This is a genomic window from Streptomyces malaysiensis subsp. samsunensis (genome assembly GCF_024519315.1).
GTDB classification, from domain to species: Bacteria; Actinomycetota; Actinomycetes; order Streptomycetales; family Streptomycetaceae; genus Streptomyces; species Streptomyces malaysiensis.
In genome coordinates, this window is sequence record NZ_JANIIC010000029.1 from 77,509 (window position 1) to 91,072 (window position 13,564).

Sequence of the window (13,564 nt, forward strand, 5' to 3'; positions counted from 1 at the left end):
GGCCGACGCGGCAGGTCGACGGCGCCGCCGCGGTCTTCGACTGCCTCGATCAGCTCCAGCGCCGCCGCCTCGAGGTCGTCGGTCATCAGTGGCCAAAGACCTGCGACGTCCCGCATTAGGTTCGTACGGGGGTGTGCTGCCCGAGGAAGTCCAGGACGAGCTCGTTGAACCGACGATGCCGCTCCCACTGCGGCCAGTGCCCCGCGCCCTCGACCAGCTCGAAACGCCCGTTCGGGAGCTTCTCCGCCATGCGCAGCCCGACGGCGGCGGGTCCCGAAGGGTCGTCGCTGGTCCAGACCACGAGCGCGGCCGCGGTGATGGCGGCCAGCTCGTCGTCGGTGATCATGTTGCGTGCCCGGACGTCTGCGTCCTGCAGGCACATGATGTTCCGCATCGACTCGGCGAACGGCGCCTGTGAGTACAGGGTCCGCCGGACGTCGACCAGCTCCTGGGTGACGCTCGCCGGATCAGCCATCAGCCAGCTCACGCGGGCGCGGATGCGCCCATCGCTCGGGTCGTCGGCAGCGCCTTGGGACAGCGTGCGGATCCGTTCGCGGACAGCTGGGTCGGACAGCGCGCCACCGGGGGTGTTCAGCACGATCCGGTTCACCCGCTCCGGGTATGCGTACGCGGCCTTCACCGCGATCCAGCCGCCGAGCGACTCCCCGTTCAGATGTGCTCGTTCCACATCGAGCGTGTCAAGGAGGCCCATGAGATGGGCGACGTAGTCCGGTAGTTCCAGCGGCCGGGTAGCCGGGGTGGTCAGCCCGTGGCCCGGGTAGTCGTAGGCGATCACGCGGTATCGCGCGGCGAGGGCGGGGATGTTGCGCGCATAGGCCTCCAGGTGCCCGCCGACGCCGTGCAGCAGGACCACGGTCTCCGGTCCCGAGCCGGCCTCCAGTACGCGGGTGTCCCACTCGCCGACCTGCACGTGCCGGATCGTCATATCCTGCCCGAGCAGGGCGGTCCAGACGCTCGGCTCTTCGGTGATGGGCGCGGGGACGGGGATGGTCACGGATTCCTCCGGGTCTCTGCGATGGTGATGCCGAAGCCAGCGATCCACTCCGGGATCGGGCGGTAGAAACTGCTGCGCATGGTGTAGGGGCCAGCGGCGGCCAGCGCCGCGTAGCAGGCCAGCCAGGTGCGTACCTCGTGGGTGGAATTGCCCGCCTCGGCGGTGATCCAGGCGTTGGTCCAGGTGTCGGTGGCGGTGAGTCGGCCCTTGGCCAGCAGGTCCAGGAACGCGCGGTCCCAGTCAGGGTTCAGTCGCGGCCCCGGCTTGCCGGCCGCGACGGCCAGTCCGGCGTCGCGGACCCGGTTCTCTCGCCCGGCCCGCTCTTCGGGCGTCGGTTGGCGGCCGGCGATCAGCCGGGCGGCCACCTCGGGTGGCGCGCCCTCCAGAGTAGGGAGCGGCGGATCATGGGAGAGGCCGCCGGATCCGAGCAGCAGCACCCGGCGGTCGAGCGCGAGCAGGGCACGGCCCAGCGCCTCACCGAGCAGGCGGGTGCGCTGCACGGGGCCGAACGGCACGGCCACGGAGTTGCAAGGTGGAACGACGGCCCCGTGAGCATCGCTGGCCGGCATCGGTTCGGGACCGTTGACGCCGGCCCGGCGCGGATTGGGCGCGGCGGTCAGCGAGGGGCCATGCGTAGGGCCCCGTCCATCCGGACGGTTTCGCCGTTGAGGTAGTCGTGCTCGGCGAGCGTGGTCACCAGGCGGGCGTACTCGGTGGGGTCCGCCAGGCGTTTCGGGAAGGGCACACCCTTGGCGAGACTGGTTCGGACCTCGTCGGAGAAGCCGGCCATCATGGGGGTGTCGACGATGCCGGGGGCGATGGTCATCACCCGAATGCCGTGATCGGCCAGGTCGCGGGCGGCGACGAGGGTGAGGCCGACGACGCCGGCCTTGGACGCGGTGTAGGCGGCCTGCCCCACCTGTCCTTCGAAAGCGGCGATGGAGGCGGTACTGACGATCAGGCCGCGCTGGCCGTTCTCGTCCGGTTCGGCTTCGGCAATGGCTGCCCCCGCCAGCCGCAGGACGTTGAACGTGCCGACGAGATTGATGTTGACCACGGTCTGGAAGAGCTCGAGGCTGTGCGGGCCGCGGCGTCCGAGGACGCGGGCGGAAGGGGCGATGCCCGCGCAGTTGACGGCCAGGCGGAGCTGGGCGCCGTCGGTGCGGATGCGGTCCAGGGCCGTTTGAACCGGCTCTTCACGGGTGACGTCGGCGGGCAGGAGCGTCACGTTGGACGGCGGCGTACCAATGTTCTGGAGGGCGGCTTCGAGGTCCAGCCCGTAGACGTGAGCGCCCTGTTGGGCGAGGAGGGCTGCCGTCGCGGCGCCCAGGCCGGAGGCGGCACCGGTTACCAGGGCGGCGCTACCGTTGATCTGCATGAGGGTCTCCCGAGTGGCGGTCAGCGGGCGAGCTGGCGGCAGATGACCAGCCGCTGGATCTGGTTGGTTCCTTCGAAGATCTGCATGATCTTGGCTTCGCGCATGTAGCGCTCGACGGGGTAGTCGCGGGTGTATCCGTAGCCGCCGAAGACCTGGACCGCGTCCGTGGTGACCTTCATGGCGGCGTCGGTCGCGATCAGCTTGGCGACGCTGGCCTGGCGACTGTGCGGGCGCCCTTGGTCCCGGCGGCGGGCGGCGTCCAGGTAGGTGGCGCGTGCGGAGTCGACCGCTGCGGCCATGTCGGCCAGAAGGAAGCCGAGTCCCTGGTGATCGATGATTTTGCGGCCGAAGGCGGTGCGTTCGTGGGCATAGGTGACAGCGGCGTCCAGGGCGGCCTGGGCCAGCCCGGTGGCGCAGGCGGCGATGCCCAGTCTGCCCGAGTCCAGGGCACTGAAGGCGATCTTCAGTCCCTGGCCTTCGCGGCCGATGAGCCGGTCCGGGGCGAGGAGGGCGTCGTCCCAGAAGGCCGCCGTGGTGGGGATGGCGTGCAGCCCCATCTTCTCCTCGGGGCGGCCGAAGGTGAGGCCGTCGGTCTGTCCGGGCGCGAAGAAGCAGGAGATACCGTCGCTGCCCGGACCGGTGCGGGCGAACAGGGCGTAGAAGTCCGCCTTGCCGCCGTGGGTGATCCAGGCTTTGGCGCCGTTGATCCGGTAGCCGTCGGGGCCCTTGTCGGCGCGGCAGGTCAGGGCCGCGGCATCGGATCCGGCCTGTGGTTCGGAGAGGCTGTAGCCGCCGATGAGGGAGCCGCTGAGGATGTCTTCCGCCCAGCGCTGGCACTGGGCGGAGGTGCCGGCGCTCAGGAGCGGGAAGGCGGCGAGGCTATGAACGCTGGCGGCTACGGCGACGGCGGCCCAGTGTGCTGCCAGCTCTTCGAGGACCTGGAGGTAGACCTCGTAAGGCTGGTTACCGCCGCCGAACTCCTCCGGGTAGGGCAGGCCGAGCAGCCCGGCCTGGCCCAGAAGCCCGAACAGGCCCTCGGGGTAGGTTTCGGTGCGCTCGTGTTCATCGACACGGGGTGCGAGTTCCTTGTCGGCGATGTCGCGGACGAGGTCGAGCAGGTCCTCGGCCTCCCGCGTGGGCAGCAGACGGTCGACAGGCATGACGGAAAGCTCCTGGCTGTGGGCGGTGAAAGGGAGCGAAGGGCTCAGGCGGACACCGCGGTCGGTTCGTCCAGCCCGGCAAGGGCCTCGCGTGCCTTCTCGCGAAAGTCGGCGATGGCCGCCAGCTTGATGCCCTCGTAGCCGCGGATGGCGTCGGTGAGCCGTACCAGGTCCTCAACCTTGGCGGCGTTGTCCGGTGTCAGGTGCGCGAGAGCGTCTTGGACCAGGCGCGAGTACTCCGCGATCAGCGTGCGCTCCAGGCGGCGGACCTTCGCGTATCCGAAGAGGTCCATCCGGGTTCCGCGCACTCCTCGCAGGGCGTAGAGCGTCCGGAAGGCGGCGGGCGCGGTGCGCCGGAGGCGGATCTTGCGCTTCATGCCCAGGGCGCGGAGTATCGGTGGGTGCAGCATGACGGAGACGGCGGCGCCGGCACCGAACTCGTCCTCGATCTTGGCCTGCTCCACGGCGTCCAGATGCAGCCGGGCCACCTCGTACTCGTCCTTGTATGCCATGAGTTTGTGGAGTCCCTGGGCGTAGGCGATCGCGATGCGCTCGCCGGCCTCGTCGCCGGCCCGCTGTCCGGCCACGGTGGCCACCTGCCGCACCTCGTCGGCATATCGCCTCGCGTACGCCTCGTTCTGGTAGGCGATCAAGTCCGCGCTGCGCAGTGCTATGACGTCTCGCAGGCTCCCGGATCGCGCGGCGGTGTCCGCGATGGTCCGTGCCTCGGGCGTGATGTCGAGAACCTCCCGGGCGGGCGTGGCGATGGCACGCCGTACGGCCTCGGGGTCCAGGGCCGCTGCCCGCCCCCAGCGGAAGGCGGCGAGGTTCTTGTCCACGGCAGCGCCGTTGAGGCGGATCGCGGCTTCGATGGACTGGTCCGTCAGGGGAACACAGCCGTGCTGATAGGCGGCGCCGATGAGCAACATGTTGGTCGGCATGTGGTCGCCGAACAGGGATTCGGCCAGGCCCTGGGCATCGAGGTACAGGTTCTCCTTGGGGCGGGTGACCGATTCGATCCGCTCCAGTGCGTCGTCCGGGGAGCCGGGCATGACGACCCGGTTGGTGACCATCGCGGCGGTGGGCACGATGGCGGTGTTGATGACGGCAATGGTGTGACCGGGGCGGGCCACCCGCATGGTGGAGTCGGCGGCCGCCCCGAGCAGGTCGAAGCCGATGACCACGTCCGCGGTCGCGTGGGAGGCCCGCAGGGCTCCGGTCACGGGGTCTGAGGAGATCCGCACGTCGCTGACGACGGGGCCGCCCTTCTGCGCGAGTCCAGTCTGCTCCAGTCCGGCGGCGTAGCGGCCGTCGAGATGGGCCGCCATCTGCAGGATCTGTGACACGGTCACGACGCCGGTGCCGCCGATGCCGGGCATGCGCAGCAGGGTGCTGTTCCCGGACAGGGCGGAGCCGGGCGTGGTCAGTTCCACGGGCAGTCCGGGAAGGGGGCGGGAGGGCCGCTTGTCCTTCGGCTCCACGAGGAGGAAGGAGGGACAGTCGCCCTTCAGGCAGCTGAAGTCCGAGTTGCAGGAGGCCTGGTGGATCTGGGTCTTGCGGCCGAACTCGGTGGCGACGGGCTGCACCGACAGACATGTGGACACGTCGCCGCAGTCACCGCAGCCCTCGCAGACCCGCTGGTTGATGACCACCTTCTCGGCGGGGGTGGGGAGTTTGCCGCGCTTGCGCAGCCTGCGTTCCTCCGCGGCGCACCGGTCGTCATGGATGAGCACGGTCACGCCCTCGACGGCGGCCAGTTCCTTCTCGGCATCGGGCAGGTCGTCGCGGTGTCGCACCGTGGCGATCGGATCAAGGCGTATACCACGGTAGTCGGCCGGTTCGGCGGTGGTCACGACGACCTTCCGTACGCCCTCGAGGGCGAGCCAGCGGGTCAGGGCCGGCACGTCCAGGCGCCCTTCGGGGCGCTGGCCCCCAGTCATGGCGACGGCGTCGTTGTAGAGCAGCTTGTAGGTCATCGTGACGCCCGCGGCTACCGCCGCGCGAATGGCGAGCGACCCGGAGTGGTGGAAGGTACCGTCACCGAGGTTCTGCACGAAGTGCCGGTCCTCGGTGAAGGGAGCGAGGCCGATCCACTGGGCACCCTCCCCTCCCATTTGGGTCAGCCCGACCTGGTTGCCGCGCCCCGCGCCATCCAACGCGATCATGACGTGGCAGCCGATGCCCACTCCGACGAGGGTGTCGTCGTCGGCACGGGTGGAGGCGCTGTGCGGACATCCCGAGCAGAAGTACGGCGTGCGCGCTGAAAGGGTCGGCACCGCGATACGGGCCGGGGCCGGCGGCTTCATGGCGGTCAGCTGAACGGAAGCGGTGTGCGGCAGGCGGTCGGGCCCGATCCGCGTGACCAGCGCCTTGGCCACGTCTTCGGCGCCCAGTGTGCCGCGGGCGGTCAGCAGCGGGCGGCCGTTCTCACCGCGACGGCCCACCACGGTGGGCGCGCCGGTCGTGCCGTAGAGGGCTTCCTTGAGGTGGCCTTCGATGAAAGGCACCTTGTCCTCGACGACGAGAACCTGGTCGAGGTCGCCGGTCATGGCCACCAGTTCCTCTGCCGACAGGGGGAACGGCATCGCCAGGCGGATCAGACGGACGCCCAGATCCTCCAGGGCGGACTCGTCGATACCGAGGTCGGCGAGGGCACGTTGCACCACGGCGTAGGAGGTGCCGGAGGCCACCACGCCCAAGGTCGCTTGCTGGGCGCTGAAGACGATGTGGTTCAGATTCGTCTGACGGGCGTAGTCACGTGCCAGATCCAGACGGCGGGTGAGCATGTCATGCTCGGCGTCCAGCGAGGCGGGACCGACGAGGGTTGGGGGAGCCCCTCGGGGACTGCGGGGAGGTGCGGGGACGTCCGGCCGCAGCGCGTCGAGGTCGACGACCGCGGTGGCGTCCGCGATGTCCGCGACGATCTTCAAGCCGGTCCACAGGCCGGTGGCGCGAGACAGAGCCACGGCATGCAGCCCGAGCTCGATGATCTCCGCCACACTGCCGGGTGTGAGCAGGGGCATGGCCAGGCTCTGGCACATCGGCTCGCACGAACTGGGCACCGTCGAGGACTTGCTGCCGGGGTCGTCGCCGATCCAGGCCACCGCTCCGCCGAGCGCCGCGGTGCCGGCCACGGTGGAGTGCCGGATCGCGTCGGCTGCCCGGTCCAGCCCGGGGTTCTTGCCGTACCAGAACCCGGTGACCCCGTCGTGACGGCGTCCGGGGACCTGCCCGAGTACCTGTGTCCCGGCCACCGCCGTCGCGGCCAGCTCTTCGTTCAGACCTGGCCGGAACACCACGCCGCCGGGGTCGAGGAAGCGGCGCGCCCTGTCCATCTCCATATCGACCCCGCCCAGCGGTGAGCCCTGGTAGCCGGTCACGAAAGCACGGGTGTTCAGGCCGCGTGCTTCGTCGAGGCGGCGCTGTTCGAGGGTCAGTCGCACCAGGGCCTGGATGCCTGAGATCAGTACCCGGCCGCTGCGGGCCGTGTACTTGTCGTCAAGCGATACCGCGGCAGGATCGGTGCTCATGCGCGCCTCCTCGAGATCATGGGTCCGGGCGCCAAGGACAACAACATCCACCGTGCGACACAAGTAACTTGTGAGAAATTGCGAGCCAGAAGCAAAAAATTTGACTAGACGATGCTTGTGGATGCATTTTATTGTCACCCGCTGGGTGTGATGGAGGTACTGATGACAGAGATCGACGACGTCGACCGCCAGCTGCTGCGCATGCTCCACGAAGACGGGCGGCGCACCTTCTCGGACATGGCGATCGACGTGGGACTGTCGGTGGCCGCGGTCAAACGCCGTGTGGACCGGCTCCGGGAGAGTGGCGTGATCACCGGCTTCACCGTGCAGGTCGACCACACCAAGCTCGGCTGGGGCATCGAGGCCTTCGTGGAGCTGTCCTACACCGGAACCACACCGGTTGGGGAGATCGTCCGCACCGCCTACAAGGTCCCCGAGGTCCAAGCCGTCTTCACCATCGCCGGCGATCCGGACGCCCTGGTGCACGTCCGCGTCCGCGACATCGAGCATCTCCAACAGGTCATCGACAGCCTGCGTCGCGCCGGTCAGGTAACCGGGACCAAAACACTCATGGCTCTCGGTTCCTGGACGCGGAGCGCCTGATCGCAGGAGGGACCGTGAGCCGCGGGGCTGGCGCTCCCGCCGCGTGGTGAATTTGATCGCGGCGCGGAGACCCGACCGAGTCACGCCAGAGGCGGCAGCGGACCGCTGTGGGTCCGCCTGACCACACCCGTGGGTACCGATCGCAGTCGTGGCCGCCGTCCAGTGACGTCGGGGAGGGTGTCGCCCTGCGGGCCGGAGCCGGTGCGGAAGTGGTCGAGGTTCGTCTTGGCCGCGGCGGCGTCGAATGCGGCGCCGTCGCTGAAAGTGACGCCCTAGCTCAGGTCGACGGTCAAGGCTGTGCGGGCCTTGTCGTACGCCCACTTACCGGCGGGCATCGAAACCAGCTTCCCGTCAGGCCGACGCAGGATGAGCGTGTCGTACACGGCCTGGCAGGTCGGGAACCACGAGCGCCGGTCCCTGGGCCGGGTCGAACGAGAATGGCCTGGCCGCCGATGACGTGCAGTGATCGGCGCCCGGAGTTCAGCTGCGAGTGGACAGCTGGTAGGAGGCGTACGGGTGAGGCCCGCAGACAGCGTCGATCCGCTGGCTGTCCGACATCGATACCTGGGTATCGGCGTGGTTTTTCTCATCCACGGACGGCGTCCGTATGCCGCGTCCGGCGACAGCGGATGCCTGGCCGTCGTCGCGGCTGGGTGAGCGAGCGGCGACCGCCACCGGTCGCGCCGCCAGCGCAGGCTGCCGGGGCGTGCTACTTGTCCGTCCCTGCCCGCTGGGCGGACCGGGTCGGGGGTGTCCTGCGGTCGGCAACGGACCGAAGGCGAGGGGTAGGCACAAGCGCTCCCGTCGCTCGTCCGCCGCCCTGGCCACGGCCCGTTGGCCGGATCCGCGAGGGAGCGTGCCGTCAGGCCCGACCGCCGTCACAGCGGCGGTGTGGGTACGTCATCACGTCATGGCACATCTCCCGCACTCTGTTCAGGGGGCTTCGGCAGTCTGGTGCGAGAAGGCAGCGTCGAGGGACGCGTCGGGCGGCTTTCAGAACAGGGCCCGCACCTATGTGACCGCCTCGGCCGCGTCGCGGAAGCGGTCCATTCCAGCGTCTTCCCACTCGATCGAGACGGGCCGCGAAGGCCGATGGCGGTGAGGGCTCGGAACGCGTCCTCGCACGGCACGTCGCCGTGACCGGCGGAGGCGAAGTCCCATTGGCGACGGGGAGTGGGTCTCACGGATCGTCGCACACGCCAGGCACCTGAAGCCATCCGCGGCTGTCTCACGTCGTGGCGTCGCTCAGTTGTCTCAGGAACGTGGCATTTCCTCCACGGAACCCGTCAGGGCGATGGACGCCGGTCCCGTGCCGCGGCGGCTTACGGCTGCTGACCGCTGGCCCTCGGGGCGGGCGCGGGGCGTTCCGTTGACGGCTGTGCGGTCATATCGAGCAGGAGCAGCGCGTCGTGGTCGGGGCTGCCAGGGTTCGGCGGTGTAGACGCCGATGCGCTGGCCTGGGGTGCCCTCGACGTGCAGAGACTGGGATGTGAGGGTGAGCATGCCGACCTGGGGATGATGGAACGTCTTGTGCGCGGGCTTGCGTCCGGTGACTTCGTAGCGTTCCCAGAGACCGGCGAAGTCGGGGCTTTTGAGGAGGAGTTCGCCGACGAGGTTGGTCAGATCGGGGGCGTCAGGCGCGGTGCCGGCGACGGCGCGCAGGCGAGCGACGCAGGCGGTGATCTGCCGGTCCCAGTCCTGGAAGAGGTCGCGGGCCGCAGGGTGCAGGAAGAGATATCAGGCAAGGTTTCGGTGCTTGGCCGGCCAGTCGTCCAGGCTGGCGTAGAGGGCGAGGCCACCGGGGTTCCAGGCGAGCATGTCCATGCTGCGGCTGATGACATAGGCCGCGTTCGGGCGCAGTGAGTCGAGCAGCAGCTTGAGGTGGGGGCGCACGGTGCGGCTGGGCGCGGGCGGCGGTTCGGGGGCGTAGCGGGCGGCGCGGGCGGCGAGCTCGCGCAGGTGCTGGTGTTCCTGGTCGTCCATGTGCAGGGCGCGGGCGAGCGAGTCGAGGACGGCGGGGCTGGGGCGGGTCTCCTTGCCGCGTTCCAGACGTACGTAGTAGTCGATGCTGATGCCGACGAGGGTGGCCAGCTCCTCGCGGCGCAGCCCTGGGGTGCGTCGGATGCCGGTGCCGACGGTGAGGCCGGCGTGTTCGGGGCTGGTCCGGGTGCGGCGGGCGCGCAGATAGCGGCCCAGCTCGGCGCCCTCGCTGTGCGCGCTCTCCGATGTCATGACTCCAGTCTCACCCGATGGGCACCTGCTGCGCGGGGCAGTGGGGGCCCTGTCATTACCCCTGAGAGGTCGTTTTCTCCCGCTGTTTCATCCTGGAATTGTTTATTTAGTGACGGTTTTCGGATCGCGCCAGGAGATGGTGGCTTCGCCGGTGAGGCGGCGAGCCATGAGGTCGGTCATGGCGAGGTGGATCATGGCTTCGGAGCGTCCGGGGAGGGTTTCGTAGTCGCGGGCGAGACGGCGGTGGAGCATCAGCCCGCCGTAGGTCCGTTCGACTGCCCACCGCTTGGGGATCGGGGTGAAGCCCCTGGTCCCGGGGGTGCGGGCGGTGATTTCCATGTCGATGCCGAGGGTGGCGGCGTGCTCGACAAGGTGCTGGCGGTAGCCGCCGTCCACCCACACCTTGCGGATTGCGGAGTGTTCGGCAGCGACCTGGTCCAGGAGTTGGCTGCCGGCCACAGAGTCCTGCACGCTCGCCGCGGTAACGAGCACCGCGAGTAGGAGGCCGATCGTGTCGATGACGATGCTCCGCTTCCGGCCGACGATCTTCTTCCCGGCGTCGGTGCCTTGGCTGGAGGCGGGGACGCTGGTGGAGGTCTTGACACTCTGTGCGTCGATCACGCAGGCCGAAGGTTCGGCGTCCCGCCCCTCCTTCTGTCGCAGGAGTTGCCTGAGTAGGCCGTTGAGCTGGGCGAACACACCTTCTGCCGCCCACTTGGCGAAGTATCCGTAGACCGTGTTCCAGTGCGGGAAGTCGTGCGGGAGGTAGCGCCACTGGACGCCGGTGCGGTCCACGTACAGGATCGCGTTCATAATCTCGCGCAGGTCATGCTCGGGTGGCCGGCCGAAGTCCAGGGCCCTGCCGCGACGCTCGAAGCGCCAGGCGGACAGCACCGGCTCGATCAACTCCCAGCGGGCATCGGACAGATCACTCGGATACGGGCGTCGCGCAGGCATGTTCCTGGAGTACCGCTCCGGACCGAGTGCGCCCAGGCGCACGGCAACGACGTTGGAAGCACGCAGCGCAAGGCCTGGCTTCTTGGGATGAGACAGGCACAGACCATCTCCCGCCCCACTTGCCACCCCACCTGTCCGTCAGGTACCAAACCCATCAACAACCTCCGCACCACCACAACCCCGTGCCGCGAAGATTGACAGACACCAGCACATTCAAGGTGAAAACGACCTCTGACTGTTTGCGAACTCAGCGCGGAAGCGTGCCCCATACGGGTGGTCTGTCGTGACGTTGTCTTGTCGGCAAGGCGCCCCCTGTGGGGCACTGTGTATGTGCACAGCGGCCCACCCTGGAGCTGGAAGGCCGCGCCTCCGCTCCCGGGGTGGGCTTTTGAGGGACTGGTGTCCAAGCCCCGCTCTCCGCTGTCTCGGGGGCTCGACTGGGTCAACGCGACGAACCCCGGACCTGGGTAGGTCGGGGGTCCTGGGAGCTCCCCGCGCACGGAGGTCAGGCCGCTCCACCCCATGACCAGAGGATGGAGCGGATTCGATACGACCCGGCGACGGTGACGCCGTAACCATGGGGATGGCTTACACCGTCGCCGGTAATGACGTTAATACACCTTTTGCGGGTTGGCGCGTCACGGCTGGCGCCGGCTCCGGCCACGACTGCGGCTCCATCGACACGGAACCCCTCCCGCTCCGTGACCGGGAACGAAAAGGACCGGCCACCAGACCAGCCTGCCGCAACGATCAACACCCCGACCAGCACAAACAGTAAATGGGCAACAGGATCGGGCAGGGTGCGAGGGCGGTCAGCGTGGAGAGTGCCACCGTCACGTGAAGAAGCCTGCCTGTGTGCGTGTCAGCTTTCTGTGGGGTGTTGTTCGGGCCATGTGGTCTGGGTGACGTGGTCGTGGAAGTCGGCTCGCAGGGTCAGCTCGCCGCCGAGGGCGGTGATGTAAGCGGCCATGGTGTCGATCTGCGGGGTGCTGGCTCCGTTTTCGATCTGTGCGATCCGGGCCTGGCTGACGCCCAGTTCCCGGGCCAGCGCGCGCTGGCTCATCCCGCGGCTGCGCCGGGCTCTTTTCAGGAATGCCCCCCAGGTGTGGGTGGTGGTTTTGTCGGGCGGTGCCGTGTCGGTGTGCTTGGCCGGGTGTGTGGTGTAGTCCATGGTGGCCGTTGTCCTTGTCAGTCGACACTGCCGCGTGGGGCGATCCACTGGTGGGGCTGTCCGGTCACTTTGGCGATGGTTTCGAAGTCCGCGTCGTAGTGCAGCAAGGTCAGTCCGCATAGTTCTGCGGTGGCGGCGGTCATCAGGTCGACTGCTCCTGGTCCCTGGTGCCAGCTTGTGGCGACGAGGAGATCTTGCACCTGCCGGGCCCGGGTGAGTGCACGGTCGGGTACGGGGGTCCAGCCGAAGGCGTCGTGGAGGTAGCGCTCCAGTACGGCCCGCTCGTCGCGGCCGCCGGTGGCGCGGACCAGTTCGAGTTCGGTGATCTCGCACACGGCCACTCGGCCCTCGTCCAGGATGCCCGCCCAGTGTCGTTCCACGGCGGGGCTGCGGAACAGGCGGTTGCAGGCGCTGGTGTCGATCAGATAAGACTCGCTCACGCCGGGCGGGCCTCGCCGAAGGCGCCGCCCTCACCCGCGAGCTCGCTCAGCCGCTGCCGGGCCGCGCGACGCTGGTAGATCGCACCGACCGCAATATCCACCGCTTTGGCCACGACCTCGGTGTCATCCTCGGTGTGCAGGAGTTGCTTGGCCTCGGCGAGGCGCTCCTCGTCGATCTCAATGGTGATCTTGGCCATTATGTCCTCCCTGAATGCCTGGGCACCTTACCAAGGATAACAAATCCCTTATCAGTGGGGCTGGGGCAGGTGTCGCGCGGTCGACGTCAAGGCGCCTCGGCTGGGATGCCCCGCGTCGGCTCCCATGGGCGGGGGAGGGGGCTCGGGCCCACGCGGTCGAAGTCGCCGGACCGTGGTCCGCGTCATTTGAAGGAGAGACGCGTCGCCCGACTGCGCCCCGGGCGACGCCGGCTGGCGCGTAGTGTGCGGGGTGCGTACTTCTCGGGCTTCGTGCGGCGGCGTATTGCCCTGAACGGACTGCTACAGAGTGGTACGGATGGTCGCGGAGAGTTGCCGCGCGGCTGGGGGTCAAGGGGTCGCAGGTTCAAATCCTGTCGTCCCGACGGTGCAGAGGGTCTTCGCAGGTCAACACCTGTGAGGGCCCTCTTTTCGCGCTCCCGTTTCCCGCGTCGAGGTCGAGCACGCCGCTCACCGACACCTTGACTCGGAGGGTTTCTCTCCATGCCGCTTCTGGACCTGGACAAGATCACCACAGGCGTCTCCAAGACCTGGGAAGGGTTCCTGCGGGACTGGGACCGTTCCCTGCGGGCGGGCAACTACCCGGAGACCACCCGCTACAACTACCTCCTCGCCGCCGCCCAGCTCGCCCGCTACCTGAACGAGAACGCCACTCCCGACCTCGAGGCGGAGGACGCGGCCGAGGATGCGACTGAGGTCACCCGCGCGCACATCGAGGCGTTCCAGGGGTGGATGATCGAGACGCGGTCGGCGTCGACCGCGCTCAACAAGCACAAGGGACTTCAGCAGTTCTTCAAGTGGCTGATGCTGGACGAGGAGGAGATCGACCGCTCGCCGATGGGACGTTGTGCTGGCCGAATACT

Annotated in this window: 10 protein-coding genes and 3 pseudogenes; 2 read left to right on the plus strand and 11 right to left on the minus strand. The window is 68.7% G+C overall.

Annotation, left to right across the window (positions count from 1 at the left end):
* Positions 1–115: 115 nt before the first annotated feature.
* The 5 genes from NQU54_RS24125 to NQU54_RS24145 form a co-directional block, all read right to left on the minus strand.
* Positions 116–1,015, minus strand: a complete 900-nt coding sequence (locus tag NQU54_RS24125) for an alpha/beta fold hydrolase (RefSeq protein WP_257632929.1) — start codon at positions 1,013–1,015, stop codon at positions 116–118.
* The gene (locus tag NQU54_RS24130) at positions 1,012–1,536 is read right to left on the minus strand and encodes a DODA-type extradiol aromatic ring-opening family dioxygenase (RefSeq protein ID WP_257632930.1); all 525 of its coding nucleotides are present in this window, start codon (positions 1,534–1,536) and stop codon (positions 1,012–1,014) included. The genes NQU54_RS24125 and NQU54_RS24130 overlap by 4 nt, the downstream gene beginning before the upstream one ends.
* A 95-nt stretch (positions 1,537–1,631) precedes the next feature.
* Complete coding sequence (locus NQU54_RS24135) at positions 1,632–2,393, minus strand: SDR family NAD(P)-dependent oxidoreductase (protein WP_257632931.1); 762 nt, start codon at positions 2,391–2,393, stop codon at positions 1,632–1,634.
* A 20-nt stretch (positions 2,394–2,413) separates the two neighbouring features.
* The gene (locus NQU54_RS24140; protein WP_257632932.1) at positions 2,414–3,553 is read right to left on the minus strand and encodes an acyl-CoA dehydrogenase family protein; all 1,140 of its coding nucleotides are present in this window, start codon (positions 3,551–3,553) and stop codon (positions 2,414–2,416) included.
* Positions 3,554–3,597: 44 nt separating this feature from the next.
* Complete coding sequence (locus tag NQU54_RS24145) at positions 3,598–7,083, minus strand: indolepyruvate ferredoxin oxidoreductase family protein (protein WP_257632933.1); 3,486 nt, start codon at positions 7,081–7,083, stop codon at positions 3,598–3,600.
* A gap of 162 nt (positions 7,084–7,245) precedes the next feature.
* Between NQU54_RS24145 and NQU54_RS24150 the strand changes: the two genes are divergently transcribed.
* Entirely contained in the window at positions 7,246–7,686 is a 441-nt protein-coding gene (locus tag NQU54_RS24150; RefSeq protein ID WP_257632934.1) for an Lrp/AsnC family transcriptional regulator, read from the plus strand.
* A gap of 993 nt (positions 7,687–8,679) precedes the next feature.
* On the opposite strand, the pseudogene NQU54_RS24155 reads toward NQU54_RS24150, so the two are convergent.
* The 6 genes and pseudogenes from NQU54_RS24155 to NQU54_RS24180 form a co-directional block, all read right to left on the minus strand.
* A pseudogene (locus NQU54_RS24155) lies at positions 8,680–8,858 on the minus strand (sugar phosphate isomerase/epimerase); the annotation flags it as partial.
* Positions 8,859–9,008: 150 nt separating this feature from the next.
* Positions 9,009–9,918 (minus strand): annotated as a pseudogene (locus NQU54_RS24160) (helix-turn-helix transcriptional regulator).
* Positions 9,919–10,020: 102 nt separating this feature from the next.
* Complete coding sequence (locus tag NQU54_RS24165; RefSeq protein WP_257632935.1) at positions 10,021–10,875, minus strand: IS5 family transposase; 855 nt, start codon at positions 10,873–10,875, stop codon at positions 10,021–10,023.
* 862 nt (positions 10,876–11,737) lie between these two features.
* Positions 11,738–12,046, minus strand: coding sequence for a helix-turn-helix domain-containing protein (locus NQU54_RS24170; protein WP_257632936.1), 309 nt, complete (start codon positions 12,044–12,046; stop codon positions 11,738–11,740).
* Between the two features lie 17 nt (positions 12,047–12,063).
* Entirely contained in the window at positions 12,064–12,486 is a 423-nt protein-coding gene (locus tag NQU54_RS24175) for a PIN domain nuclease (RefSeq protein WP_078640465.1), read from the minus strand.
* Positions 12,483–12,683, minus strand: coding sequence for a hypothetical protein (locus NQU54_RS24180; RefSeq protein ID WP_230993481.1), 201 nt, complete (start codon positions 12,681–12,683; stop codon positions 12,483–12,485). The genes NQU54_RS24175 and NQU54_RS24180 overlap by 4 nt, the downstream gene beginning before the upstream one ends.
* A gap of 501 nt (positions 12,684–13,184) precedes the next feature.
* Here NQU54_RS24180 and NQU54_RS50155 point away from each other — a divergent pair.
* Positions 13,185–13,499 (plus strand): annotated as a pseudogene (locus NQU54_RS50155) (phage integrase N-terminal SAM-like domain-containing protein); the annotation flags it as partial.
* Between the last annotated feature and the right edge of the window lie 65 nt (positions 13,500–13,564).